22 protein-coding genes are annotated in these 26,066 nt (G+C 66.7%); 13 read left to right on the top strand and 9 right to left on the bottom strand.

Translation table 11 applies throughout. The features are described from left to right. Positions 1 to 17 precede the first annotated feature (17 nt). Positions 18 to 935 carry a hypothetical protein gene (locus KA383_03950; GenBank protein ID MBP7745260.1) on the bottom strand — a complete coding sequence of 306 codons (918 nt, stop codon included), beginning with the start codon at positions 933 to 935 and terminating at the stop codon, positions 18 to 20. 559 nt (positions 936 to 1,494) lie between these two features. On the opposite strand from KA383_03950, the gene KA383_03945 reads away from it, so the two are divergent. From KA383_03945 to KA383_03920, 6 genes are all read left to right on the top strand, one after another. Further along, entirely contained in the window at positions 1,495 to 2,091 is a 597-nt protein-coding gene (locus tag KA383_03945) for an RNA polymerase sigma factor (protein ID MBP7745259.1), read from the top strand. Between the two features lie 40 nt (positions 2,092 to 2,131). Then, the gene (locus KA383_03940) at positions 2,132 to 2,788 is read left to right on the top strand and encodes a hypothetical protein (GenBank protein MBP7745258.1); all 657 of its coding nucleotides are present in this window, start codon (positions 2,132 to 2,134) and stop codon (positions 2,786 to 2,788) included. A gap of 10 nt (positions 2,789 to 2,798) precedes the next feature. Continuing rightward, positions 2,799 to 3,917: an STN domain-containing protein gene (locus KA383_03935; GenBank protein ID MBP7745257.1), complete on the top strand. Its 1,119-nt coding sequence runs from the start codon at positions 2,799 to 2,801 to the stop codon at positions 3,915 to 3,917. A 228-nt stretch (positions 3,918 to 4,145) separates the two neighbouring features. After that, positions 4,146 to 5,183 carry an ornithine carbamoyltransferase gene (argF, locus tag KA383_03930; protein ID MBP7745256.1) on the top strand — a complete coding sequence of 346 codons (1,038 nt, stop codon included), beginning with the start codon at positions 4,146 to 4,148 and terminating at the stop codon, positions 5,181 to 5,183. 894 nt (positions 5,184 to 6,077) lie between these two features. Further along, positions 6,078 to 6,770: a hypothetical protein gene (locus tag KA383_03925; GenBank protein MBP7745255.1), complete on the top strand. Its 693-nt coding sequence runs from the start codon at positions 6,078 to 6,080 to the stop codon at positions 6,768 to 6,770. Between the two features lie 8 nt (positions 6,771 to 6,778). After that, positions 6,779 to 7,384 (top strand): hypothetical protein, encoded by a 606-nt coding sequence (locus KA383_03920; protein MBP7745254.1) that lies wholly within the window; start codon positions 6,779 to 6,781, stop codon positions 7,382 to 7,384. A gap of 659 nt (positions 7,385 to 8,043) precedes the next feature. Here KA383_03920 and KA383_03915 read toward each other — a convergent pair. Continuing rightward, positions 8,044 to 9,417: a sigma-54-dependent Fis family transcriptional regulator gene (locus tag KA383_03915; GenBank protein ID MBP7745253.1), complete on the bottom strand. Its 1,374-nt coding sequence runs from the start codon at positions 9,415 to 9,417 to the stop codon at positions 8,044 to 8,046. Next, positions 9,392 to 10,621 (bottom strand): hypothetical protein, encoded by a 1,230-nt coding sequence (locus KA383_03910; protein ID MBP7745252.1) that lies wholly within the window; start codon positions 10,619 to 10,621, stop codon positions 9,392 to 9,394. The genes KA383_03915 and KA383_03910 overlap by 26 nt, the downstream gene beginning before the upstream one ends. A 206-nt stretch (positions 10,622 to 10,827) precedes the next feature. On the opposite strand from KA383_03910, the gene KA383_03905 reads away from it, so the two are divergent. After that, on the top strand, positions 10,828 to 11,250 hold the full coding sequence (locus KA383_03905; protein ID MBP7745251.1) for a hypothetical protein: 423 nt from the start codon (positions 10,828 to 10,830) through the stop codon (positions 11,248 to 11,250). A gap of 61 nt (positions 11,251 to 11,311) precedes the next feature. Here KA383_03905 and KA383_03900 read toward each other — a convergent pair whose 3' ends face one another. The 4 genes from KA383_03900 to KA383_03885 form a co-directional block, all read right to left on the bottom strand. Then, complete coding sequence (locus KA383_03900) at positions 11,312 to 13,027, bottom strand: NAD-dependent malic enzyme (protein ID MBP7745250.1); 1,716 nt, start codon at positions 13,025 to 13,027, stop codon at positions 11,312 to 11,314. A 143-nt stretch (positions 13,028 to 13,170) separates the two neighbouring features. Then, positions 13,171 to 13,845, bottom strand: coding sequence for a Fe-S cluster protein (locus KA383_03895; protein ID MBP7745249.1), 675 nt, complete (start codon positions 13,843 to 13,845; stop codon positions 13,171 to 13,173). 2 nt (positions 13,846 to 13,847) lie between these two features. Further along, positions 13,848 to 14,549, bottom strand: a complete 702-nt coding sequence (locus KA383_03890) for a cobalamin biosynthesis protein (GenBank protein ID MBP7745248.1) — start codon at positions 14,547 to 14,549, stop codon at positions 13,848 to 13,850. Beyond that, entirely contained in the window at positions 14,546 to 15,331 is a 786-nt protein-coding gene (locus KA383_03885; GenBank protein ID MBP7745247.1) for an ATP-binding cassette domain-containing protein, read from the bottom strand. Before KA383_03885 ends, KA383_03890 begins: the two co-directional genes overlap by 4 nt. A 652-nt stretch (positions 15,332 to 15,983) precedes the next feature. On the opposite strand from KA383_03885, the gene KA383_03880 reads away from it, so the two are divergent. From KA383_03880 to trpA, 4 genes are all read left to right on the top strand, one after another. After that, positions 15,984 to 18,449 (top strand): VWA domain-containing protein, encoded by a 2,466-nt coding sequence (locus tag KA383_03880; protein MBP7745246.1) that lies wholly within the window; start codon positions 15,984 to 15,986, stop codon positions 18,447 to 18,449. A gap of 160 nt (positions 18,450 to 18,609) precedes the next feature. Continuing rightward, entirely contained in the window at positions 18,610 to 19,926 is a 1,317-nt protein-coding gene (locus KA383_03875) for a HAMP domain-containing histidine kinase (protein ID MBP7745245.1), read from the top strand. Between the two features lie 2 nt (positions 19,927 to 19,928). Then, a complete protein-coding gene (locus KA383_03870; GenBank protein ID MBP7745244.1) occupies positions 19,929 to 20,702 on the top strand; it encodes a TVP38/TMEM64 family protein in 774 nt (257 codons plus the stop codon). 36 nt (positions 20,703 to 20,738) lie between these two features. Next, on the top strand, positions 20,739 to 21,548 hold the full coding sequence (trpA, locus tag KA383_03865; GenBank protein MBP7745243.1) for a tryptophan synthase subunit alpha: 810 nt from the start codon (positions 20,739 to 20,741) through the stop codon (positions 21,546 to 21,548). 10 nt (positions 21,549 to 21,558) lie between these two features. Here the strand turns inward: trpA and KA383_03860 are convergent, their stop codons facing one another. Both KA383_03860 and KA383_03855 read right to left on the bottom strand, forming a co-directional pair. Then, entirely contained in the window at positions 21,559 to 22,689 is a 1,131-nt protein-coding gene (locus tag KA383_03860) for a hypothetical protein (protein ID MBP7745242.1), read from the bottom strand. Between the two features lie 12 nt (positions 22,690 to 22,701). After that, positions 22,702 to 23,907, bottom strand: a complete 1,206-nt coding sequence (locus KA383_03855) for a matrixin family metalloprotease (protein MBP7745241.1) — start codon at positions 23,905 to 23,907, stop codon at positions 22,702 to 22,704. Between the two features lie 301 nt (positions 23,908 to 24,208). On the opposite strand from KA383_03855, the gene KA383_03850 reads away from it, so the two are divergent. Both KA383_03850 and KA383_03845 read left to right on the top strand, forming a co-directional pair. After that, positions 24,209 to 24,604 carry a PilZ domain-containing protein gene (locus KA383_03850; GenBank protein ID MBP7745240.1) on the top strand — a complete coding sequence of 132 codons (396 nt, stop codon included), beginning with the start codon at positions 24,209 to 24,211 and terminating at the stop codon, positions 24,602 to 24,604. A 109-nt stretch (positions 24,605 to 24,713) separates the two neighbouring features. Next, a complete protein-coding gene (locus tag KA383_03845; protein ID MBP7745239.1) occupies positions 24,714 to 25,949 on the top strand; it encodes an insulinase family protein in 1,236 nt (411 codons plus the stop codon). The last annotated feature ends 117 nt before the right edge of the window (positions 25,950 to 26,066 follow it).

Raw genomic sequence — 26,066 nt, 5'->3', positions numbered from 1 at the left:
ACCTCGGAAGCCGGCGATCAGGATTTGCCCATCAAGAGCGTGACGAACGGATTGATGTCGCCGAACGAGCCCTGCCCGTACGTGCCATCGCCGTTGATGTCGCCGTTGGCGGCGTTGCATTCCGGAAACGCGCTTTGCCACGCCGGGAAGTCGGTGAGATAGAGCACGAATGGGTTGATGTCGCGGAAGTCGACGGTACTGTCGCAGTTCAGATCGCCAACCCAGACCTCGCACTCGTCGGGGATCTCGTTGCCGTTGACGTCGGCGGAGGTCCCGTCCGCGATGTCCTGCGGATCCGCGACGCCGTTCGCATTGCAGTCCGGCGGAAATGGCCAGGGCAGGACCGCGGCCTGGTACACCGTCGCAGGGTCGCTCGGCGACGCGCTGCCCTGCGGCTCCTGGGCCCAGGCAATGATCCGAATGTCCTCGGGCGCAGCCCAGGCGATTTCGTCGAACGTCAACTCGCGCTCCACCACCGCGATTTCGCCCGGCAGGAGCGTCACGTCTGCGGTGGTGGCGGCCGTTCGAAACGCGTTGTGCGAATCCGCGGGTATTGGCGGCCAATGGGCGAGGACCGCCACCATGTATGCACGCAGCGTCTTGCCGGTCCCGCCGGCCTCCACGCCAACCCGCGCGCGGAGCGTGAACGTCGGGCCGCTGAGTTGCTCGGCCGTGACCGATAGTGTCACGTCCGTCGGAACCGCGCGGCGCTGGTTGTAGCGCGTCAGGTAAGTCATGTAGGTGTATGGGAAGCTCGTTGCACCTGCGACCACGACGGTTCCGTCAAACCAGACCATAGGCGTGCCAGTCGCGTCGTAAAACTCCGCGCGTTGCTGCGCCCAATCGGTTACGTAGTTGTCCAGAATGTGGATTTCGACGAGCGCGAGCGTGCCGTCCGCCACCACGTCGTTCGGATCCAGGAGCAGCGCCTCCATCGCCGCACGGGCGTAGACGTCGTACGCTCAGGTCACGGAGGTGAAATACTCCGCCAACACCACGCGCTCCGCGGCGAAGGCCCGCGCCGTCAGCACGCATCCCATGAGAATCGCGCAAGATCTCCGAAGAAACACGGCGCGCTTCCGCAACATGGCTCACTCCTTGATCCGTGGGACGCTGACATGACCCTCTAACCCCGAACTTCCTTCCGCCGGCCGGGAAACACCGTCGCGCGGTCGGTGACCGTGTCCGCACAAGCTCTTGGACAGCGCCATCATACGGCGACGGCATTCCGCCAACAATCGGAGACGCCCACCGCAGCCGCTGGCACCCGGGTGAACGTCTCATAACCAACTGCCAGCAGGTGAGTTAGAAGCGCCCCGTCCCCACCCGGCCGCGCTCCATACCGGACCGCGCAGTTGCCGCGCCGGCGCCCGTTTCCAAATCCCGCCCAGCACGTGAATAATGATCGGGCCCCGGCCGTCGAACGAGACGAGCTAGCACCGAAATCGGCCCAACCTTTGGCCCCTCACGGTGTCCTTGAAGGCAGGAGAGCACGTGGCAGCCCAGCGCTCGACCCCAGTAACGCCGGATGATGCCGAGCTGGTGCGAGCGACGCTGGCTGGCCGGAAGGCGGCGTTCGATGACCTGATCGAACGCTACCAGCGGCGGGCAACCGCCGTGGCGTACCGGCTGCTGGGCAACATCCACGATGCCCTGGAAGTGTGTCAGGATGCCTTCATTCGTGCGTATCGGAAATTGGACGCCTTGGAAGACCCCGCAAGGTTTGGACCGTGGCTGCTGAGGATCGTTACCAACCTGTCGCTGAACTACCGCCGCTCGCGCGGCCCGCGACTCTCGTTCGAGGACTGTCTGTTGTCCGAGGACACGTCGCGGGAGGAGCGGATCGCCGACAGCCCGCATTCCGAGGATCGCCCCGGCGCGCGGCTCGCGGCGACCGAGCTGGAGGAGCGCGTGCAGGCCGGTTTGGCGCAATTGCCACCCCAGCAGCGGGCCGCCCTCGTCCTCTTCAGCGTGGAGCAGCTCCCGCAGAAGGACGTGGCACAGATTCTGGACTGCAGCATCGAAGCGGTGAAATGGCACGTCTTCCAGGCGCGCCGCAAGATGAAAGAGTATCTCGCGGACTTCATGTAAGCCCGCGCCCGACGATGGACTTGGCCGGACGGTGACCGCGATGGACCGCCTCGCGTTCGAACAACTCGTGTCCGCGTGGCTCAGCGAGCCCGACCGCGCCGACCTGCGGGCGCAGATCGATGCCGCGCTCGCCGCCCAGCCCGAGCTGGCCGCCATCTTCGACGAATGGCGCCGCTTCGATGCGCTCCTCGCCCGCGGCTGGTCCACGCCGGCCAATGTCAACTGGCCACGGCTCAAGGACCGCATCGTCGCCAATCTCGATCAGCCCCAAGCGATCGACGCAGAGCCTGATGATGCCCTCGACTCCGTGCTGCGCGACCTGCCCTCGCTCGATGCCCGCATCGACTGGTCCCGTCTGCACGGGCGGATCTCCCAAGCCGTGGCGCGGAGTACGGGAACGGCGGCGCGACGACGTCGGCTCTACACCGGGCTTGCGGCCACCGCGGCTTCGCTGACGGCCGCCGCCGCCCTGCTCCTCGCGCTTCTGCCGCATGGCGCTCCCCCCACCGCACCCGCCGGACTGGTGCGCGTCACACTTTCTCCGCCCGCCACGGCGCGGTCCACTGCCGACGCCGGCGTGGCGTTTGCCCGCATTTCCGCCCCTTCGGCGACGGCGGCCGCGCCGCAGCGTCTCTTCGTGGTCGATCCCCTCATCATGCCGGCCGAGCCGTCCGTAGAGACGGCCGGGTATTATTGAGGCCATCTCCATGCCAACCTCAACCGTCATCCATCGACGCTCGAACCTCCCGACGTGCCTTGCCGGCCTGCTGTCGCTGGCGGCCATCGTGCCGCTGGCCGGCGCGCAGGGCATGCGTGACCTCGTGGAGGCGGCGCTGGACCAGCAGATCACGCAGCGGATCGAGATTTCCGAGCGTCCGATCCGCGATGCGCTAGCGGAACTGGAGAAGCCGACCGGCCTGCACTTCGAGATTGACCCCGCCGCGCTGGAATGCATGCCGTATGGTGAGCAGACCCGCCTTTCGATCGTGATCGAGCACATGTCGGTGCGCCGGGCGCTGGAGCAGATTTTCGCCGGCCTGGGGCTGGCGCTGCGTATCGGCGACAATCACGTCGTGGTCGCACCGGCGCCGGTGCTCGAACGGCTGGGCCGCCGCCTGACCGTCGATGAAGTCACGCTGCTGCAGACGCTCGCCGGGCAGCAGTGGGCCCACATTCGACCCGATGCCTTCACCGTCGAGTTTCGCCTTCCGCCAGCGGGGAAGACCGATCCGCAGCAGATGTTCGAGCAGGCCATGCGGGCCGGCCCGCCGGCCGATGCCCTTACGCAACTCGAAACCGTCACGCAGCAGATGGGCTGCCTGTGGGTTCTGTCCGGCAAGACGATCGTGATTTACAGCCGCGGCGAGGACATTCAGCAACGGCTCGACCGGCCGCTCGATCTCAACTACCAGCGCGTGGCCCTCGACGCCCTGCTGATGGATCTGGGCCGCCGGATCGGCATCACGATCCACTTTGAGCCCGGGTCGCTGCAGCGCGTCGCGGCGCAGGACCGCTTCGTGGACCTCATCCAGCGTGACACGACCGCCCGCCAGGTCCTGGAACTGATCTCCGGCCGCACTGGGCTATGGTACGAGGTGGGCGAGCATGGCGTCATGGTGGGTGCCCGGCCGAGCCAAGGCGGGGCCGCACCGGGCGGTGAGACGCGTTCCCCGGTCGTGGCGATCGTCCGCGTACCGGTTGGCACCGACGGCACCACGATCGACTTCCTGATTCGTGCCGACGAACTGCCGGCGGAGTTCAAAGCTCTGCGCGACCGCAAGATGCCGGAGGTCATCGAGATTCTCCGCAAGCAGCTCGCGCAATAGCCCCGCGCGCGTGGCACGGTCTGGCGCAGCCAAGCCGTGGGGGTGACAAGGTGTGCAGGTAACAAGGTAACAATGCGAGCACTGCCCGTCGGGGTGGCACGATCTGGCGCAGCCAGGCCGCGGCGCTCCGCGCGCCATTTTCCATTCACCCCCCTGCCGCTACACTGTCGCGACTCTGACGACAGGCTCGGGCGCCCCTTTAGGCCGCCCCACACGGAGACCGGCACCATGCCAGTAAACCTACGCGGACGCAACCTGCTCTCGATGAAAGACCTCACCGGCGACGAGATTCGCGCCATCCTCGACCAGGCCGATGCCCTCAAGGCGAACCGCGCCAAGTTCGAGCGCGCCGCGCCGCTCGCCGGCAAGACGCTCGCCATGATTTTCCAGAAGCCCTCGCTGCGCACCCGCGTCTCCTTCGAGACCGGCATGACGCGGCTCGGCGGACACGCGATCTACCTCGCCCCGTCCGACATCAAGCTCGGCCAGCGCGAGACGACCGAGGACATCGCGCTTGTCCTGTCGCGCTACGCCGACCTCATCATGGCCCGCGTCTTCGGCCACGACATCGTCGTCGATCTCGGCAAGTACGCGACCTGCCCCGTGATCAACGGCCTGAGCGACTTCGAGCACCCCTGCCAGATCCTGGCGGACTTGATGACCATCCGCGAGCGCAGGCGGACGCTGAAAGGCCTGCGTGCGGTTTACATCGGCGATGGCAACAACGTAGCGCATTCGCTCATGTACGGCGCCGCGCTCGTCGGCATGCACATGACCGTCGCGACGCCGCCGGGCTTCGAGCCGAAGCCGGAAGTGCTGGTCGAGTCGCAGGTGATCGGCCGCAAGACAGGCGCGGAGATTCGCGTGCTGAACGAGCCGACGGAAGCCGCGCGCGGGGCGGACGTGCTGTACACGGACGTGTGGGCGTCGATGGGCCAGGAAGCCGAAGCGGAGGCCCGCAAGGCAAAGTTCCAGGGCTTCCAAATCAACATGCGTTTGCTCGGCCTGGCCAAGCCCGACGCGATCGTGCTGCACTGCCTGCCGGCGCATTACGGCGAAGAGATCGAGTACGCCGCCGCCCGGACGCCCAACTCGGCGATCTTCGACCAGGCGGAGAACCGGATGCACGCGCAGAACGCGCTGATGGTCCTGATCGCGGGCGGCAGAGCGGCCCCGGCGTCATCCGCGAAGAAGACTGCCAAGCCCGTGAAGAAGACGCCCGCGAAGTCGGCGCGCAAGCCCGCGGCGAAAGCCAAACGCCGCTAGTGGCGCTGTGCAAACTGACCCTTGATCGGGCGACGTCCGCATAAAACCGCCCTTCCGAGCGAATCCGCCAAAGGTGATCAAAATGGCGTGCTCGCGCGCTGCCTAATTGCGCACCTTTGTTATGGGACGATGAAGCTGTCAGCCAGAGGAACAGCGTGACAAGGTCCACTGGCAGCATGGTGACAATGTGAGCGGCGGCGTTCGATGCGGGCACGTGGGACATGCCACCCTCCATTGCCAGGATAGCCGCGGACGACGCCGAGAACGCAGAGAGGTACTAGGATTGCTAAATATCGGCGCCATCGGGCGGATCTTGTCGGGTCTTCGCCTGCCCCCCGCGCGTGTGGCACGACCGCGCTTTGTCGCCGGGCCGTAGCCGACTGGACGGTGAACGCCGGCCGCGTACGCCGGGGCGACTTGTCGCGATCGTGTTTGGCGCGCAGCGCGCCGAGCAGAGCGCGTAGCGCAGCGCGGCTGACAGTTGCTCGCCAGCATCTGCGGTATTTCGGTGCTGCCGCTCCTTTTCTGTTGTCCATGCCGCGCGTGCGATGTAGAATGCTCGTGGTTATCGGTCGGCACTGCCTGCGTGCTGCTGGCCGCATGACGACGGGACCCCAGGGGCGACGAAATCGCGCCCGGCGTGTTGCGTGGCGGGGATATTGACGGCGGGGTCGGGGGGGACGGTCGCCACGTTGGCGGCGGCCAGTGCTGGAGGGCTATAAGTGATTGAGGGCAACTCGTTTGCTGGTGCTCGCATTGCGCGTCCGTGGCGGGCGCAGGAGCGCGACGACGAGACGCGTGTTTGTCCCGGCGTCGTGGCAGAGCATGAGGCAGCGCGCGGCCGGCCGGCTGGGGATGCCGGCGCGGCTGGCGCGCAGAGCAAGGAGGATCGGAATGCTGCGTCTGTTGAACGTGACGGTGACATTGCTGCTGGCGGTGACGGCCGCCCGGGCGAGCCCGTGGTGGGTCAGTTGGGACGGTGACACGTACCCGGAGACCGAGGGCTGGAGTCACTACTCGTCTGACCCGCCGGCGGAGCGATGGTTGGAGGACGGAAAGCTGTTCATCGACTCGCGCGCCGCCCCGGGCATTTACGACATTTACGGTCAGCTAAGATCAGGGGAAATGAGCGTGGGGCCCGGGCAGAACTTTGTCATGTCATGGCGAGTGCGAGTCGACGAGGCAATCCATTCCGATCCGGCAGTCTTCATCAGATTCGACGATTACTACACGGTGCATCTGAGTCTGGCGACCAATGGCGTCTATTGTGATACCCCACCCGGTGGCTGGGCGCCCTTTGTGCCTGGTGAGTTCCACGAGTTCGTCTTCGAATCTGCGGACATGCGCGCCTTCAGCCTGTATATCGATGGGACGCCGGCATTGCAGGGGACCTTCTTTGAAGGTCTCCCCGGTGCACCAGGTGTGGGCTGGGGCGACATGACATCGAGCTGCAGTTTGGCGGAGTGGGATTGGGTCAACTGCGGCATCGTGCCTGAGCCGTCTGCTTGTGCTTGCATGTTGGTTGCGATCTTGGGCGCTCGGCTCCCAAGACGCTATGTGATAGGAACGCGAAATACACAACAATAGAGGGACACGTGATGGGGACAACGAGAGCTCTCCTTGCAGTAGGTCTGAGTCTGGTCTTCGCGCAGGTTGTGGTTGCGCGCAACGTCATCGTCGAGTGGGGCGCGCACAACGCGCCAGTGGAATTCACTATCGATCAGGACATTGAAGGCAACGATATTGGTGTAACGATCTGGTCGAACGGCATGCCAGCCGAGCCGTGGAAATTCGAGGCCTACGACAGCGCTACGAATCTGCCTGGGTACATCAACTACATCAAGATCGCCAACGGCGTGACGGTCGGCGGCATTCACCTGAGCGTGATTGGCGATCCGAGCGCCGGGCACACGCGCGGTGCGGCGGCAGTGAAGGCGCTCGACCTCAAGTCCAACAGCGATGAGACGAACGTTCTCGACGCACTCGACGTCGTTTCCGACGTGGGCGAATTGGGGCCGCTATGGGCCGATCACGCCGGCACGCTCACCATCGGGGGCGGTGTGCTCAACGAGGTCAAAATCACACAGGACGTCACGGGCGGCTTGACGGTCGGTGGTGCGCTCGCGGGCAGCTTCGTTGCACGAAATATCAATAGCAGCATCTCCATCGCTACGCTGTCTGGAAAGAGGGACAGCCATTAATTCTAGATAGTCTATCCGTAGTGTGGGGACAGCCAAGTCGGACAACTGATGACGGGAATTCGTAGCGGGCGCCGGCGTGCCCGGCTGGGTGGGCTTTGCGCTCGAAAATGCCTGGGACGAGGTGCAGCGCGCATATTGGCTCGCGGTCTACGGCGCGCTGACGGAGTAGCGGCGTCTCCACAAGCTCCCGCAGCGTGAGCGCTGCGCGCGATAGTGAATCCGAACGGCGGCGCCGGGTGCACACGCTCGGCGCCGCCGACGCGTCCGCTGACCTGCGGTCCCTCAGGTCCGGCTCAACATTGCTCAGCCCGCGCAGCGGACGTCTGTCAGTGGCCTCGGGTGCGCGCCCGCGGGAACCGGCTCAATCCTCACGCCTCGCCAGCCCTCCGGGCTGGAAGGCAGGAGAGGAATTGCGAGCTTCACCGTCCAGGGTCTGAAGACCCTGGCTACCGTCGTGCGCCCTACGGGCGAAGAACTTCCACCCCGCGCGCTGCGCCGGGCCCTCGCTGGCGCTTCGGGCTCCGTTACCTGTTCCCTGTCCCCAGTTCCCTGTTCCCTCTCGACCCTCGATCCCTTGATCCCTCGTTCCCTGGATCCCTCCCCTGCCTGCCTCCGTGCCTAATCCGGCTGAAAGCCGACCGCTGAGTGCTGACCGCTTCCTACAGCAGCCCATGCTTCTGCAGCCGATACCGCAGCCGGTCGCGCGAGAGATTCAGCAGCTTCGCCGCCTGCGTCTGGTTGCTGTTGGTGCGATCCAGCGCCTGTCGCAGCAGGTGGCTTTCCAGCCGGCGGAGTTTGTCAAAGTCGAAGCCCTCCGGCGGCAGGGCCATGTTCTCGATGTCCCACTCCCACGGCTGGTGCTCCGTGCGGCCGAGCACGAGATCATCACGCGTGATCGTGTTGTTTTTGCACAGCAGCACCGCCCGCTCGATCACGTTGCGCAGCTCGCGCACGTTGCCCGGCCAACCGTAGCTCCGCAACATCTCCAGCACGTCATCCGTAAGCTGCGCGACCGGCTTCTTGAACTCTTGCGCAAACCGCGCCATGAAGTGCTGTGCCAGCAGCCGCACATCGTCGCCGCGCGCCCGCAGCGGCGGCAGCGTGATCGTCACCACGTTCAGCCGGTACATCAGATCGCGGCGGAATTGCCCTTGTTCGATGGCCTTTTCGAGGTCGCGATTGGTCGCCCCGATTACGCGGACATCGACGCCGATCTCCTTCGTGCCGCCGACCCGCCGGAACTTGCGCTCCTCGAGAAAACGGAGCAGCTTGGCCTGCAGCGCGGCGGGCATATCGCCGACCTCATCGAGGAAGACCGTCCCGCCCTCGGCCATTTCGAGCAGCCCCTTTTTCTGCAGCTTCGCGTCGGTGAACGCCCCGCGCTCATGTCCGAACAATTCGCTCTCTAGCAGTGATTCGGACAGCGCGGTACAGGTGATGTTCACGAACGGGTTGGTCGCGCGGTCGGAGTTGTGATGGATCACGCGCGCCACGAGGTCCTTGCCCGTCCCGGTTTCGCCGCGCAGAAAGACCGTGGACACGCCGGTGCGGGCTACCTGCTTGATCGTCTCGAAGAGTCGCAGCATCGACGCATCCTGCCCGATGATGGCGTTGATGCCGAATTCCTCGCGCAGATGGCGGCGCAGCTCACGCACTTCACGCCGGAGCTGCGTCGTCTCCAGCGCCTTGTCGACCGTGACCAGCAGCTCCTCCATCTGGAACGGCTTGGCGATGTAGTTGAACGCCCCGAGCTTGATCGCCTCCACCGCCGTCTCGATCGTGCTGTACGCCGTCATCATGATCACGACGGCGTCCTGGTCGATCTGCCGCAGGCCGTGCAGGACGTCCAGGCCGGTGATGTCGGGCAGCTTGTAGTCCAGCATGATCAGGTCGAAGAGCCCCTCCTCGAACGCGTCGAGCGCCGCCTGCCCGGTCTCGGCTTCGAGCACCTGATAGCCGCGCTCCTCGAACTTCTGCCGGAGCGACCAGCGAATCAGGCTCTCATCCTCAACGATCAGTACGCGAACGCTCATCCACAGCTCCTGCCTCGACGGCCGGCGGGCGCTCCAGCAGCTCGACCGTCACGGCGGTGCCCTCGCCCGGCGTACTGCGAAGCGAAATCCGCCCGCCGTGCGCTTCGACAATCTTGCGGCAGATCGGCAGCCCGAGTCCAGTGCCCCGCGCCTTGGTTGTGAAAAACGGCTCGAATGCCCGGCGGGCCACGTCCACCGTCATGCCCTGCCCGCGGTCCTCCACCACAATCTGGACGCTTTCGCGGCCCGGCGTGACGACCAGCTTCACCAGGCCGGTCGTGGAGGAAGCCTGGGCCGCGTTCAGCAGCAGGTTCATCAGCACTTGTTCGATCTGGTGCTCGTCGGCGGCGATGGTGGGCAAGTTGCGCGGGACGCTGTACTCGAACCGGACGCGCTCGAACTCCGGCTCTTTGCGCAGCAGATCCAGCACACGCCCGATCGCGCGCGGCAGATCGCAGCGCTGGTACTGCGGCGGCTTCGGCCGGGCGTACACCAGCAGGTCCTTCACCGAGCGGTCCAGCCGGTTGATCTGGCGCAGCACCTCGCCCAGCACTGGCCAGTGCGGGTCCGCCGGTTTCATGTTGGCGCGAATGACCTGGATCGCGCCGCTGATGCCCGCCAGCGGGTTCTTGATCTCGTGCGCCAGCGATGCCGCCAGTTGCCCGATCTGGGCCAGTTGCTCCGCCTCGCGCAAGCGCGCTTGCACGGCGTCGTGCTCGACCTGGCGGATCTGAGCCGTCTGGCTCTCGCGGTACGTTTCCAGCATGACTCCGATCTCGATCGTCAGCAGCTTGTGGAGCGAGGCCAGCTTGGCCTGCGCGTGGGCGATCGGCAGCGTGTCCACCGCCGCCTGCAGCGACTCCCAGAGCACTTCCATCGCGGCAAACATGTAGTGCTGCGGCAGTCCGACCCGGACATGCGTTCGACCGATCTGGGCGCGCTCCCGGCAATAGTCCGCGTCATAGGTTCCGACGAACAACCCGCGCAACCACGTCAGCAGCGAGCGCCGGAGCGCCTCCACCTGCGTGGTTCCCCCGGTCAGTACTTGTCGCGCGCCGGGGTGGGCCTGCAGGACCCGATAGAAGCGATCCACGACGCGCGGCAGCAACGGCCCGATCGGCTCCGCGAGCGAAGCGAGGTTCTTCGCGTCCTCGTCGCTGAACGCGATGTACGCCTTCATGTCCTCGAACACGCCCTCGGGCATCCTGTGATTCTACCCCGCCGCCGCGTCTCGCGTCAGGCTGCCGGACACTGTGGCAACTGCCCCATCCGTGCGGTTTTTGGCCCACTGGCCGCGCGGGTGACGGCTACGCCAGCGGTACGCGGCGCAGCCGACGCCGGTGCCGCAGCACGAGCTCGTGCCGTGCGCTGGCACGCCGTGTGCATATGCATCCTGGTCGTCGGAGTCGCATGGTGACGCCCCGTAAGTCCCGCCCCAAAATGACCGCGGTCTGTCCGCAGCCGTCCCGCGCCCGGCTCCTGATCGTCGAGCCCGACCGCCTCACGATGTGGTCGCTCGCTGAGTACCTGCGGCGCTGGTTCACCGTCGAGACCACCCACTGCAGCGTCGAAGCCGAGAAGCTGCTGCGCGACCACCCGGTCGCGGCGTTGATCGTCTCGGACCAGCTTCCCGGTCGGGCGGCGGAGACGCTGGCGGGCCTGGCACACCAGGCCAGTTCCCCGGCGCGCGTCATCCTCATGGCCACCGCGGACGCCGACGCGCAGGGCGCGGCGTGGTGGCACGCCCGGGTGGAGAAGCCATTTGATCTTCCGCACGTCGCCCGCCTGCTGGGCGCCGCCGACGCCGAGACGCCGCCGCCCCCCACCGATTAACCAGCCGGCCCGCGGCAGCACGCGACGCCACGGGCCGGAGGACGATCGCCAGCGCGGGGGCCTACTCGGCGACGCGCTCGTACTCCATGTAATCCGGATACCACATCGAGTCCTTCACGAGCTGGTCGATGTCGCGGTCCGGGATCATCCGGCCGATGTTCAGCCGCTTCGCCTCGCGAATCACGTTGGCCGCGATCCGTCCACTGATCTCACGCAGCATGGTCGGATCCGGGTACAGCGCGCCGCTTTCCAGTCGGTCCGGCGTGATGCACTCGGCGAGCGTCTGCGCGGCGATCATGAAGAACGACTCGGGGACTTCGGACGCTTCGGCGAGGATCGCGCCCAGGCCGACGCCCGGGAAGATGAACACGTTGTTGCCCTGGCCGATGACGTGCGTCTTGCCCTTGTACTCGACCGGGGCGAACGGGCTGCCCGTCGCGACCAGCGCGCGGCCGTCCGTCCATTTCAGCGCGTCGGCCGGCGTGCATTCGGCCTTCGACGTGGGGTTGCTGAAGGCGTAGATGATCGGCCGCTCGACGTGCTTGGCCATCTCGCGGACGATTTCCTCGGTGAACGTATTCGCGCGGGCCGTCGTGCCGAGCAGGATGGTCGGTTTCACGCGCTGGATGACCTCCAACAGGCTGAATGGACCTTCACCCTTGAAGCCGTAAGCCTTCAACTCGGCCTGTGTCAGCGCGAACGGCCGCTTCTGCGTGTCCTTGATCGGCGCGCCGTCGTGCACCAGGCCCACCGAGTCGATGAACGCCGTCGCCCGATGGATCTTCTCCTGGTCGGTGCACTCCATCTCCATCGCGCCGCGCACCAGCCGCCCGATGCCCACGCCCGCGGCACCGGCACCCGCGAAGACGATCCGCTGCTCGGAGAGCTTGCCACCGGTTACGCGGAGGCCGCCGTAGAGGCCGGCGAGCGCCACCGCCGCCGTGCCCTGGATATCGTCATTGAAGCAGGGCAGCCGGCGTCGATAGCGGTCGAGCACCATGAACGCGATGTTCTTGTGGAAGTCTTCCCACTGGACGAGGGCCCGGGGGAAGACCTCGCGCACGCCGTTGACGAAGGCCTCGACGACGACCTCGTACTCTTCGCCCCGCAGGCGCTTGTGCCGCCAGCCCATGTAGTACGGGTCGTTGAGCAGCTCGGGGTTGTCCGTACCGACGTCGAGGCTGATTGGCAGCGTCTGGGCCGGATGGATGCCGGCCCCGGCGCAGTACAGCGCGATCTTGCCGATCGGGATGCCCATGCCGCCGGCGCCCTGATCGCCCAAGCCCAGGATGCGCTCGTTGTCCGTCACGACGATCAGGCGGATGTCCGTCTCGCCGGCGTTGCGCAGCACGTCCGGCACGCGGTTGATGTCGTCGGGCGTAATCCACAAGCCGCGCGTGCGGCGGAGGATGTGGCTGAACTTCTGGCAGGCCTGGCCGACGGTCGGCGTGTAGACGATCGGCATCATCTCGGCCATGTTCTCGACGAGCACGCGATAGAACAGCGTCTCGTTGAGGTCCTGCAAGGCGGCCAGACCGATGAACTTCTCGAGGTCGGTGCCCTTGGCGCGGATGTGTTCCAGCTCGAGATCGACCTGCTCCTTGATCGTGAGAACGCGCGCAGGCATGAGGCCGCGCAGGTTGAACTCGTCACGCTCCGCCTCGCTGAACGCCCGGCCCTTGTTGTAGAGCGGGTTGCGCAAAAGATTCCGCCCGCACATCGGGACCTGCACCTTACCGTTCTTGATCTTCAACGCCTGACAGCACGGCTTGCTCATCGCGACTCGCTCCTGTTGCGCGGGTGTGGGACTGCTTGTACAACCCAACTGACAGACCCGATAGGATACCCGCAAGCCCCCGTCCCACGCAAAGCCGCCGGGTGCGCGACAGCGCCAGGCACCACAGCCCCCCGCCGCGCTGTCTAACCGATCCAGAGCCCCTCCAGCCGTACCTGCAGCCCGGCTTCTGTCTGGTTCATGTAGTTGACAAGGCCGCTGTGGCGCCATTGCAGCATGCACATGCGCGGCTGGAAGTAGTAGCGGCAGCCGATCCGGATGTCGGTGCGCTTCGTGCGAATCAGGCCGTCGTAGGCTTCCGCGATGTAGTAGCCGAGATCCTTGAAGCCTTCCTGCCGCACGCGCAGCGGACCCGTGACGCACCAGTCGATCACGCCCGTGCGCTGGTCCACGTTCATCACGACGCCGCAGTGTGTAATGGGACAACCGCAGGACATGCCCAGCGGCCGGCCGATGAGCAGCTCGCCCGGCTGGATGTCCAGCTCGCGCGTGATCATGGGGTTGTGCGGCAGGATGCACTCGCGCGGGCCGGGCTCCTCGGGGAAATGCTCCAGGTAGAAATCGAACTCGCGGCCCAGGCTGTCCTGCCAAGTGACTTCGGGCTCCGCCTGCACGGTTGGCAGCGCCACGCCGGTCGACACCGGGGACTCGCGCCGCGCCAGGGTCGGCGTGGCTGCGGACAGGTGAACACACCGTTCCAGCAACGCCGGTTCCTCCGCCAGGCGGTCCGCGAGGTCATTGCACCTGCGAAAGCCACACAGGCCACAATCCAGTCCGGGCAGGCTCGCGTTGATCGCCATCTTCACTCCCCGCGGTAGAAAGTCTGGTCTTCCAGTGGCCGCACGACGCCGAAGTGCGACTGCCAGCCGATCGTCTTCTTGCCGACGCAGATCGTGCACGTCCCCACGGGCGGGTTGCCGCGCAGCAGCAGCTCACGCGAAGCGTCACCGACCGCCAGTACCTGATCCACGAGCGGGTCGATCCCGATGCCGTGCAGGGCGTTCACCTCGCGCACGCGCACCCCCGGCGCCGCGTCCAGAATGCGCGCGCGAAAGACCTCGCGCTCCGCCTGCGACACCAGGTCGATCTTGGTCACCACCGCGACGTCCGCGAGGCTCAGCATCGGCCCGATCTTGCGCGGGAGGTTCATGCCGCTCGTCGCTTCGAGCACGACTATGCCCAGCCCCCCATCAACATAGGGTGAACAGCGCAGGCACAAGCCGGCGGTCTCCACCAGCAGCACGTCGGCGTTCTGCCGTCCAGCCCAGGCGAGCGCCTCTCCAAGCACGAGGACGCTGCAATGGTCCGGGCACAACTCGCCGGAATAGACTTTTCGCGTGGCGATGCCGAATTCGGTCGCCAGCTCTTCGTCCTCGGCCGCGAACTGGACGTCGATCTTCAGGAACGCGACGCGCTGATCGCGGGCGAGGAGTTTGCGCACGACGTGGCGGAGCACCGCCGTCTTGCCCGACGTCGCCGGGCCAGCACAGATGGCGAGCTTCATGCCAGCGCCTCCAACTCATCAGCGCTGAAGCGCCCGCCCGACCGAATGCGCTCGCGGAAGTGCGAGAGCAGGTCGTCGGCGGCGCGGACGTGCTGTGCCAGCTTGCGCTCGGCGTCGCCGCTGTGGATGACTTTCGTCATCGCGCCGTTGGCCATGACGATGCGGAAGTCGGAGAGCAGCGGGATGTACGGGTCGTGGGTGACGAAGACGAAGATCTTGCGATACCGCCGCAGCAGCTCCAGCGCCCGCATCCGGTGAATCCCCGCGTTCTCGATCTCGTCGAGCAGCACGATCGGCGCGTTGCCGATGATGACCGCGTCGGCGATCAGCAGCGCCCGCGTCTGGCCACCGGACAGCTCGGTCATGCGGTAGTGCTGCAGGACGGCCTCGCCCGTGAGCTGGTTCGCGAACGCGAGTGTGCGGCCGACGACCGCCTCGGCCGCGTCGTCGTCCGATCGCCGGATCTCCGCGTGGATTGCCAGGAACTCGCGGACCGGGAGATCGGACAGGAAGTTTGTATGTTGCGTGATGAGCGCGATCGGGTTCCGCGACGGATCATCGCGATACTCGGGCCCTGGGGGCCTATCGTTGATCAACACGCGGCGCTTCGTCGGCGTGCTGCCGTCCGCAAACAGCTCGATGTCGTTGAACAGCGTCGTCTTGCCGGAACCGGTCGGCCCGACAATGCTGACAACCTGCCCCATGTTCAAGTCGACGCGTGCCACCGGCTCGCGCTGGCCGGACTTGCCACACCCACCCAGCAACGTAATCCGCTCAACCATGCCCTGCTCCCGCAGCCCCCGCGCGCAGCACCGGCGCGCCACCCGGTTATCTCGCCGACAGCATCAACTGCCCGGACCCGCTACCGCGCTCACCCGTTTGACGTCGAGGTCATGGCGTCTCGCCGCTGTGTGCGGCGTGCGTGGAGGCGTCTGGTGCTGGCGAACTCGCCGTCGACTGCCGGACAGACGGGTTGTCCACACCACACCACATGTCGCACGGGCGGCATTGCCGGGAGGCACACCCCCCGCTCACGAACAGCACGCACATCAACACCGCCGCCGCGGCACGTTTCGTGGGTCCCTTCACGTGTGTTACCTCCGGCGCCCCGGCGTGGATTGGGCCGCGACGCGAGACGCTCCACTCTTGAACGGCGTCCGGCGGGCGGGGATGAAACACCCGCCGGACGCAACACGGTCTGGCCATCCACGTCTCCTGCTGACACAAGCGGCCATCGAGGCACTCTTTGGAAGCTCCTGAAACACTCTTATAAGAGTGTACATCATTTCTTTCAGCAGTCAAGCGAACAGGCCGGATTTTGCGCCCCAATTTGTGGATCCCGTGCTGGCGGCATTAAGTTTGCGTGAACGGGGAACCGCCCGCGCCGCGCCGCGTCCAATGCAGCGTAAGTACACCGCAGTCCAGGAGACCAACATGAATCCCTTCGCACGCAGCCTGATGCTGGTGACCGTAGTCCTCGCGGGATGTTCGACCGCACGCGCCCAGGAAGCGCCCCCCATACCCGGCGGCCAGCTCCAGATTCTCGGCGAGGGCGTAACTTCCGGCGTGTGCCCGCTGAAGCACACCGACGTCACCGCCGACATCACCGGCTTCGTCGGCCGGGTCACGGTGAAGCAGACGTTCCAGAACCCCACTGACCAGAAGATCGAGGCTATTTACATCTTTCCGCTGCCGCAGGACGCCGCCGTCGATGACATGCTCATGCAGGTCGGCGACCGCCGGATCGTCGGGCAGATCAAGGAGCGCGAAGAGGCCCGCGAGATTTACGAGGCCGCGAAGGCCGCCGGGCACGTGGCGAGCCTGCTCGACCAGGAGCGCCCGAACATCTTCACGCAGTCGGTCGCGAACATTGAGCCGGGCGTGGAGGTCGTGATCGAGATCAGCTACACCGAGACGCTCAAGTACGAGGACGCCGTTTACGAGTGGGTCTTTCCAATGGTCGTCGGGCCGCGCTACATCCCGGGCGGCGGCAGCGCCCCCGCGCCCATGACCACGGGGCAGGACACGCCGCAGGTTCCGGACGCCTCGAAGATCACGCCGCCGGTCACGCCGGAGGGCACGCGTGCCGGCCATGACATCAGCCTGACGGTCACGATCGACGGCGGCCTGCCAATTCATGATCTCCGCAGTGTGCAGCACGAGATCGACGCGGTGACCCTCGACGCGCGGCCGGACAGCCCGGTGCGTGTCAGTTTGAAAGACGCCGTGCAGATTCCCAACAAGGACTTTGTCCTCCGCTACCGGCTCGCCGGCGATGCGATCGGCGACGCTTTCTTGGTGCACGAGGACGAGCGCGGCAAGTACTTCACGCTCGTGCTCCAGCCGCCGCAGCGCGTTGCCCCCACCCAGGTCGTCGCGCGCGAGCTGATCTTCGTGCTCGACACTTCCGGCTCGATGAGCGGCCTGCCGATCGAAGCGGCCAAGAAAGTCATGTCCCGCCTGATCGACACCATGCGGCCCGCCGACACGTTCAACCTCATCACGTTCTCGGGCGAGACGAGCGTCCTGTGGAAGGAAGCACGGCCGGCGACCAACGCAAACATCGCCGAGGCGCAGAAGTTCCTGTCCGGGCGGCGCGGCGGCGGCGGCACGGAGATGATGAAGGCCATCGAGGCGGCGCTCGTGAAGACGAGTTCGGCCGCAGCGGTGCGGATTGTCTGCTTCATGACGGACGGCTACGTCGGCAACGACATGGAGATCATCGGGGCGGTGAAGAAGCACGCCGGCACGACGCGCGTGTTCAGCTTCGGCGTGGGCAGCAGCGTGAATCGCTTTCTGCTCGACGGGATGGCGCAGGCCGGGCGCGGCGAAGTCGAATACGTGCCGCTGGACGGCGACGCGGAGGCGTCGATGAAGCGCTTCCACGAGCGTCTGCTCGCCCCCGTGCTCACGGACATCACGATCGACTGGGGCGATCTGCCGGTCGCGGACGTGTATCCGGTGCAGATTCCCGACCTGTTCAGCGCCAAGCCGATCATGATCCACGGACGGCTCACGGGTCCGGCCGCCGGCACGATCACGCTGCGTGGCCTCACCGGCGCCGGGCCTTATGAGGAACGGATCGAGACCCGCTGGCCCACGACTCCGCCGGCGCACGTCGCGCTCGCCTCGCTGTGGGCCCGCGCGAAGGTGGCGGACCTGATGATGCAGGACTACGCCGCGCTCCAGCAGGGCAGCTTCCCGGAAGAGTTGAAGGCACAGATCACCGCGCTGGGGCTCGAGTATCGTCTGATGACGCAATTCACGAGCTTTGTCGCGGTCGAGGAGCTAATGGTGACCGCCGGCGGCGAGCCGACAAAGATCACGGTGCCGGTCGAGATACCGGAAGGCGTGAGTTACGAGGGTGTCTTCGGTGGCGGTCAAGGCGGGGATATGCGAGCGAAGGGCGTGCTGAAGTACAGGTATGACCTTGGTGTCGCTAGAGGCGGCCGCGCGCTGTTCCGCGAGAGCGCCCGGCCGGCCGCCGCCGGCGTCCCGGTGACGCTGACGCCAGCGCCGCCGACATCGCCGACCGTGGAGGTGCGGGAGCAGGATGAAGACGGTGACGGCGTGGTCGTACTGCAGCTCCCGCCCGGTGAACGTGCGCGACTCAAGCTCGCCGAGTCGCTGCGCGACCTGGCGGACAAGGTTGCCAAGGAAGGCCAGGACGGCACGCTGACCGTCGGCAAGCTCAAGGTCGTCAACTACCGCGTGGACGTGATGATCTACCTGAGCGACGCGTCGGAACAGACGCTCAACGCCCTGAAGGCCCTCGGCTTCGAGCAGACCGCTGAGAGCAAGACCGTCGCCCTGCGAATTGGTTCGATCGACGTGCGCAAACTCGCTGATCTGGCGGCCCTGGAGAGCGTACTCCGGGTGCAGCCGGTCGTAGCCCCGTAGAACCGCGTGGGGGCGATTGCCCACCCGGCCTGTCCGCTCGCGAGAGTGGGCAGGCCGGCGTTGTTTCCAGGCCAGGCCCGTGGTGCGCCGCCCCGCAGCCGGGTACATTCCTCGCCGGCTGTGACTACCATCAAGCGTCCAGAGCCACAGAGGGCCGCGTATGGCCGACCTGCCCGAGGATATCGTCCGCTACGTCGACTTCGGCGGCAGTACGCCGTTGACGCTCACGCTCTCCGGCACCGAACAGGCCATGCTGGAGGCGGTCAATCAGAAGATCGGGGCCCGCGAGACGCTCGAAGGCGTCGTCGATTTCTTCGCGGACGCGACGCGCAACATCAGCCCGTGCGACCGGTACAGCATCGCCTTCGTCGCGGAGAACGGGCGGCGTATCGTCGCCCACCACACCCGCGCGTTCTACGAACCCATCCGCCTCCGACCGGGCTACGCCGAGGACGTGGCCGGCAGCTCGCTGGCGACGGTGCTCCGGCGCGGCGTGCCGCGGATCATCAACGACTTGCAGCGCTATGCGGAGCTGCGGCCGGAGAGCCGGTCTACGCGGCTGCTGCTGGCCGAAGGCGTGCGCTCCAGCCTGACCTGTCCGCTGAGCGTCGATGGCCGCGTCGTCGGCCTGCTGTTCCGCAGTGCCCGCCGGCCCGGCGCCTACGACGATCGCCAGGTCCTGCTGCAGAAGCTCGTGGCCGAGCGGTTGAGCCAGGCGGTCGAGAAGACCTATCGCATTGCCCAGCTCACGTCGGCGAACCAGGCGTACGCCGAGATGCTCGGCTTTGTCTCGCACGAGCTGCGGAGTCCGCTGGGAGCCATGCTGACCGAGGCGAACCTGCTCCTGGATGGCTACGTCGGAGAGCTGACGGCCGAGCAGCGGGCGCGGCTGGAGCGCATGGTCAGCAAGGGGCGGCACCTGCTGGGTCTCGTCGATGATTACCTGAATCTCGCCCGCATCGAAGGCGGCGCGCTGCAGGCCACGCCGCGCGCCGACGTCGACTTCGCCGCCGACGTGGCGCAGCCGGCCAGCGAGATCGTGCGCCCGCAACTCGAAGCCCGGCACATGGAACTGGTGATCAGTATTCCACCCGACCTGCCGCGCGTGCAGCTCGATCCCCAGCTCTTGCGCATCGTGCTGATCAACCTGCTGCACAACGCGGCCAAGTACGGCCGCGACGAGGGCGAGGTGCGCCTGTCGGCGCGACACACCGGCACCGCCCTGAACGTGTCCGTGTGGAACGAGGGCGCCGGCTGGCCCGAGAGCGAGCAGGACCGCTTGTTCCGGCGCTTCTCGCGGCTGCAGACACCCGAGACCCGCGGCCAGCCCGGCACCGGCGTCGGCCTGTTCACCGTCTGGCGGATCGTGCAACTGCACGAGGGGCACATTCGCGCCGCTTCCGAGCACGGCCACTGGGCCGAGTTCCGCTTCGAAATCCCGCAGCCGCTGACCAGCGCGCCCGCCGCACAAGGATGAATATGCCCGAACCTGCCCCCCCACCCGCGACGACCGACGAACCCACGCTCGGTGAGGTCGCTGCGCACACCCGCACACTGCTCCGGCGGCTCGGACCGGGCGGCCCACTCGCGCTGCTGGCCGCGACCCTGCCGATGATCGGCTTCGTCACGCTGGCGTTCCTGTTCAACACACTCGGACCCTGGCTGCGCGCCCACGACGGGCTCGGTGTGCTGATCTACGTGTTGGGGTTCGCCGGCTGCGCGGGGCTTGCGATTTTTCCGACGCACATCCAAGCCGCGCTGGGCGGCTGGGCGTTCGGCTTCGGCGTTGGCTTGCCCGCGGCGCTCGCCGGCATCCTCGGAGCGGCGTTACTCGGCTATGTAATCGCCTTGCGGGCCACCGGCGATCGCGTGGTGCAACTGATCACGGAAAAGCCCAAGTGGCGTGCGGTCTACGACGCGCTCCTCGGCAGCGGATTCTGGCGCGCCCTGGCGATCGTCACGCTCGTGCGCCTCGCCGTGTCGCCGTTCGCGCTGACCAATCTCGTCATGGCAGCCACGCGCGTGAATGCGGTCGCCTACGCCCTCGGCACGCTGCTGGGCATTGCGCCGCGCACCGCCGCCGTCGTGCTCTTCGCGGTCGGCCTCAAGGCGGTCACCGATCCCACGCCGCACAAACGGGTGCTGTGGATTGCCAGCCTCGTGCTGACCATCATCGTCGTCTTCATCATCGGGCACATTGCCAACAAGGCCGTTGCCCGTGTGGCAGGAGGATCGGAACGTGAACGCGCGTGAGCACGTCGCCCGCGGCACGTTCGCCGGAAGGTGCGTATGAACCGACTTGAGGCCGCTTTCGCCGATCTCCAGACCACCGGCCGCACGACACTGCTGCCTTACATCACCGCCGGCTATCCGGATGCGGATGCCACGGTCGAGATTCTGCGCCGCATCGATCCGCGCCACTGCGCCGCGGTCGAGCTGGGAATTCCGTTCTCCGACCCGATCGCCGACGGCCCGGTCATCCAGACCTCATTCGCGCGGGCGCTGGAGCGCGGCTTCCGGCTGGACACGCTCTTCGCGACGCTGCACCGGCGGCGGGCCGAAATCTCCGTCCCTCTGCTGGCGATGGTGAGCTACTCCATCGTGCAGCGCCGCACGCCCGCCGCCTTCGTCGCCGCCGCGCGCGCAGCCGGCATCGACGGCTTGATCGTCCCGGACCTCGCGCTCGAGGAGGCGGACGAGCTGGCCGCGACCGCGCGCGCCCACGACTGCGGGCTGATCATGATCGTCGCCCCCACGACCGCCACGGCGCGTCGGCAGCGCATCGCCGCGCTATCCACGCCTTTCATCTACTACCAGTCGCTGGCCGGCGTCACCGGGGAGCGCAGCACATTGCCGGCGGACCTGGCCGCGCACGTCAACGAGCTGCGCGCCGAGACCGGCAAGCCGATCTGCGTGGGCTTCGGCCTTGCTACGGCGGCGCAGGTCGCCGCCGTGTGCGCCGTCGCCGACGGTGCGATCGTCGGCAGCGCGCTGGTGCGCCGGATGAATCTGGCGGTCGACCGCGGCGCGGACACCGCGGCGCTGGCCACTGACGTTACGGAATTCATTGGTGAATTGGCCCGCGCTTTGCCTGCGTAGCGCGCGGCGCTCAGTCAGCCAGCCCCAGCACCCAGGACAGCAACTCCGTCGCCGACTGGTAGCCGAAGGGAAACACCGAAGTGTCCAGCGGCGCGGTCGAGAATTCCTGCGGTGACAGCAAGCGGTCATTGAAGCACGTGGTGTCCATCAGGTCGTCGCAGTCGGCGGTGTGGACCAGCCCGAGCAGGTGGCCCACTTCATGCGCCACGGTGTTCCCCAGCGCCTGCGCCATCTCCTCAAACGTGGGGGGCTGCGCAAAGGCGCCCTGGAAACTCTGCGTGAAGATGATCGCGTCGTCGCCGTGGTCCTCGTTGTATGCGTCGATCTGCTCCGAGATCGCGAACGCCTGGTAGTCCGCCCCGCCGAAGTAGACCGTGGAGTACGCCACGCTCGGCACGGGATCGTCATCCGAGTTCAGCACCAGCAGGTCGTACTCGGCATAGCGCTGCTCGACGACTTCCTGCACGCGCTGCTTCAGCGCGGCCGTCCGGCTCGACGAGAAACCGACATCGATGGCGCTGAAGGGTGGCAGGTTGTACACCCCGACATTCCGCACGACCACCCGGTCGCCGCCCGCCCAGTTGAGGTAGACGATCTGCTGGTACGGCGTGGGCGCGCCGGCCGCGCGCGTAATCTGAATCTCCACCAGGTATTGCCCGTAGCTCGCATCGCCCGGGTACGCGATGATGGCCAGGTAATAGGTATCCGTGTCGCCTGCCAGCGTGAAATCGAGCTGTGGATCCAGCACGCTGCCGTCCGGCGTGCGATCGTCATTCCAGGCGATCAGGTACTCGCGGCTGTCGAAGATGGCCGCCAGCGCATCGAGGTCACCGTTCAGCCGCTGCACGTCGACGTAAATCCGATCGCCGCGCGACAGGGTGCCGAGCGAGTACACGTCGATGTCGTTGCGCGAGTCGATCACGCCGGTGAAGCTCAGTTGCCCGGTCGAGTTGAGCGTGAGCGCGGTTGCGGTGCGCAAGGAGCTGTTGTCGCCCGTGTCGATGGAGCTGTTGCTGTCGAGCGGATCGTTGGGGTCCGACGTGGCTGGCACAAATGGGCAGCCGCAGCACAGCAGCAGCGACACGACCAGGCATGCCAGCAGGACCTGACCGCACCGCCCACTCGCCGAGCAGCCACCCATCGGCGTCACTCCTTAGTCGTCGGGATCCGCGCAGTTTCCACAACGGTGGCGCAACGTGTCGCGCACCATGGCCCGCAATGCGGCCTTACGCATCATTTTTGCGGTCCCCAAGGGTTTTGCCAAGTCCTCGGCCTTTTCGCCCGTCGTGCCGACAATCCGGCCCAGCAGCTTCGGCGAATTCTCATAGCCGAACGGAAAGACACTCTCTTCCAGCTCCCCGCGCAGGAAACTCTGGTCCGCCGCTAGGTCCCACGCGGTTCCGGTCGTGTCCATCACGTCCGCCGGCACCTGCGTATGGAACAGGCCGAGCAGGTGGCCGAACTCGTGGCTGGCCACATTGCCCACCATCTGCCCCATTTCATCGTCGCTGAGGTTCATCACGCCGAAGTCCGCGAAGCTCTCCACGTAGATGATCGCGTGCTGATACGGGTCCGCGTTGTACTGGTCCACGCTGTCGGCCAGCCCCAGCAGCCGGTTGTCCACGCCGCCAAAATGCACCGTCGCGTAAGCACCGTCGGGCGGCGGCCCGTCGTCGGAGCTGACAATCTTTACATTGTAGCCGGCGTAATCCACCCGCATCGCCGCCACGATCGCCGCCTTGATCGCGTCCGTCGCACCGTCGTACTGCGATCCCAGCATGGCGGCGTCGAACGGCGCAAATGAGATGCCGTCGCGCCCGTGCACGCTCAGGTCGGTTTCGCCGTCGAAGTTCAGCCACACGACCTGCCGCCGGGGCGGCGGCACGCTCAGCCCGGCTTCCAGCCGCACTGAGAAGCGGAATTCGCCGCCCGCGCGGCCGTAGGAGTTGCTCACCCCAAGGTAGACGGCCGGACTGTCGGCGCGCACGACGTGGACCAGCGGCGCGCCCGACGAGACGACCTGCCGCTGCAGCAGGTCGAAATTCTCGTCCAGCAGTACGACCAGGAACGACGACCCGCTCAGCAGCCCGGAGCCGTCGGACACGGTCCAGCGCTCGCCGGCCGCAGCCGCTCCAATCTCGATCAGTCGGTAGTCGCCGCTTCCCGCCACCGAGCCCGCGTACGCGGTGCTCTGCGGCGGTTTGGACGTCGTCTCGTCCGGGTTGGATGCCCCGGATTCCGTGATCCCGGCCACCGCCGTGATCAGGCTGTCACCGGCCACGTCGTCGGTCGCGACCGGACAGCCCCCCAGAAGCACCACCGTGGCTGGCAGCGCCAGCCAGAGCCAAGGAAGCCGCATGTCATCTCTCCCCATCTGGCGTTGAACATGCGGCGGCTCGGGCCGGACAAGACCCGACACGTTCGACGGAAAGCTGCGTGTACTATCCAAATCGATTCGGCGGCAGGCGAAGAACGATGCGCAGAAATTTCGGGTTTTCCGCCCGCGTCCGAGAAATCCGCCCCCGCGGCCGGCTGCGTGAGCGCGCTGCGTCTCGCGAAAACCACACGGCACTGATGCCACAGGGGACGCGATCCGATGTAAGGAGGGTGCGAGACACCCGGCCCACCGGGATATCTATCGCCGTGCTTGAGGTCGCAGGATGGATGCCGAGGAAATCGTCAAACTGACGCCGGACGCAATACGCGGACTCATCGACATGCACCGGGTCGACGCGGTCCCCAAGCAGGCGCCGGGCCTCCGCCGCGAGGAGCGCTGGCCCTTCCCCGGCACCGTGGAAGTCTGGCTGCCCGAGGGGTCGTACGGCGACCGGCACATCCTCGCCACGCTGCATAACCTCAGCACGCACGGTCTGGCCATGCGGGCCCGCCGGCCGATCGCCAAGGACACCGTGATTTCACTCGCGATCCACCAGCCGGCCCAGAGCTGCTATGGGACCGGCATTGTGCGGCACTGCACGCGCGCCCACGTGGGCTACCTGATCGGCGTCGAATTCACGTTTGATCCCGAGGACGAGACCGACACCGACAAGCGCTGATGCCCGGTCGCCGGCGGGATGCGCAGCGTCAGCCAGGGCGGTCCGTCCGGGCCGCTCGTTTTTCGGACGTAGCTACAGCCGCGTCCGCCCCCCCGCTACAATCCCCGCCATGTCATGCTTCGTCGAACACACTCTGCCCAACGGCCTGCGTGTCGTTTGTGAGGTCCTGCCGCGCGTGCGTTCCGCCGCCGCGGCGTTTCTCGCCCGCACGGGCGCCCGGCACGAGACGCCGCCCGAGCACGGCGTGAGCCACTTCCTGGAGCACATGTGCTTCAAGGGCACGGCCACGCGCACGTGGCGCGACATCAACATTCGCTTCGACGAGCTCGGCAGCATCTACAACGCCTACACCGGCAAAGAGCACACCGTGTATTACGGCTGGCTCCCGGGGCGGCGGATCGCCGCGCAGATCGAGTTGCTGGCGGACATGCTTCGCCCCAGCCTGCCGGCGGACGACTTCGAGACGGAACGAAAAGTCATCCTCGAAGAGATCGCCATGAACGACGACGGCTTCGATCGGCAGGTGTGGAATTTCCTGCACGAAGTCGCCTTCGCCCGGCATCCCCTGGGGCACGAGGTCCTTGGCGAGAAGGAGACGATCCAGGGACTGCCGCGCGCGACCATGTTGGACTATCACGCCCGCCGCTATGCCGCCGACAACGTCTGCCTGATCGCCGCCGGGGCGGTCGAGCCCGAAGAGGTCTTCGCGGCCGCGGGTCGCTGCTGCGGGCACTGGCGGCGTGGCGGGAATGGCCATCTGCCGACCGAGCCGCTGCCGCCACTGCCCACCGGCGTGCGCAAGCTGAAGCTGGACCGCTTCAAGCAGCAGTCGGTGATGCTGGTGTTTCCGGCTGTCCCGCGCGGCCATGCCGACGAGGAGAGCCTCGAGGCGTTCACGGGCCTGTTCGGCGGGCACAACTCGCGGTGCTACTGGAACATTGTGCAGAAGGGCATTTGTACGGAGGCGGGTGCTGCGTGGATTGCGTACGAGGACTGCGGCATTCTGGCCCTGTACGCGGACGGCGAGCCCAAGCGCTGCGAGGAAATGCTCGCCGCGCTGCGCGCGCAGGCCCGCGAGGTGGCCGAGCACGGCGTGCGGCCGGACGAGGTGCAGCGGGTGAAGAACCAACGGCGGACGCATCTCGCGCTGGAAGCGGAGAACCCGCGCACGCGCGTCATGCAGCTGGTCGACGACATCGAGACGCACGGCTACTTGCGGACCGCCGACGCGCGGCTGGCTGCCGTCGAGGCCGTGACGGTGCAGAGCATTGCCGGATACCTGGAGCGCTACCCGATCACCGGTGAGGGTCTGCTCCTGTCGTGCGGCCCCCGCGATTGGCCGTAGCCCCGCTGCGGCCGGGCCGCCGTTTGCCACCGCGCTCGAGCGCAGTTGCGTACCCTGCGGTTGGGCAGTGTTGCTCGCAGACTGCACGGCTCGAGAGCAACGGCACACCGCACCACC

Source organism: Phycisphaerae bacterium, assembly GCA_017999985.1.
GTDB lineage: Bacteria > Planctomycetota > Phycisphaerae > UBA1845 > Fen-1342 > JAGNKU01.
Note: the sequence above shows the minus strand (reverse complement) of the source record. Positions and strands in the feature narration are given on the sequence as shown.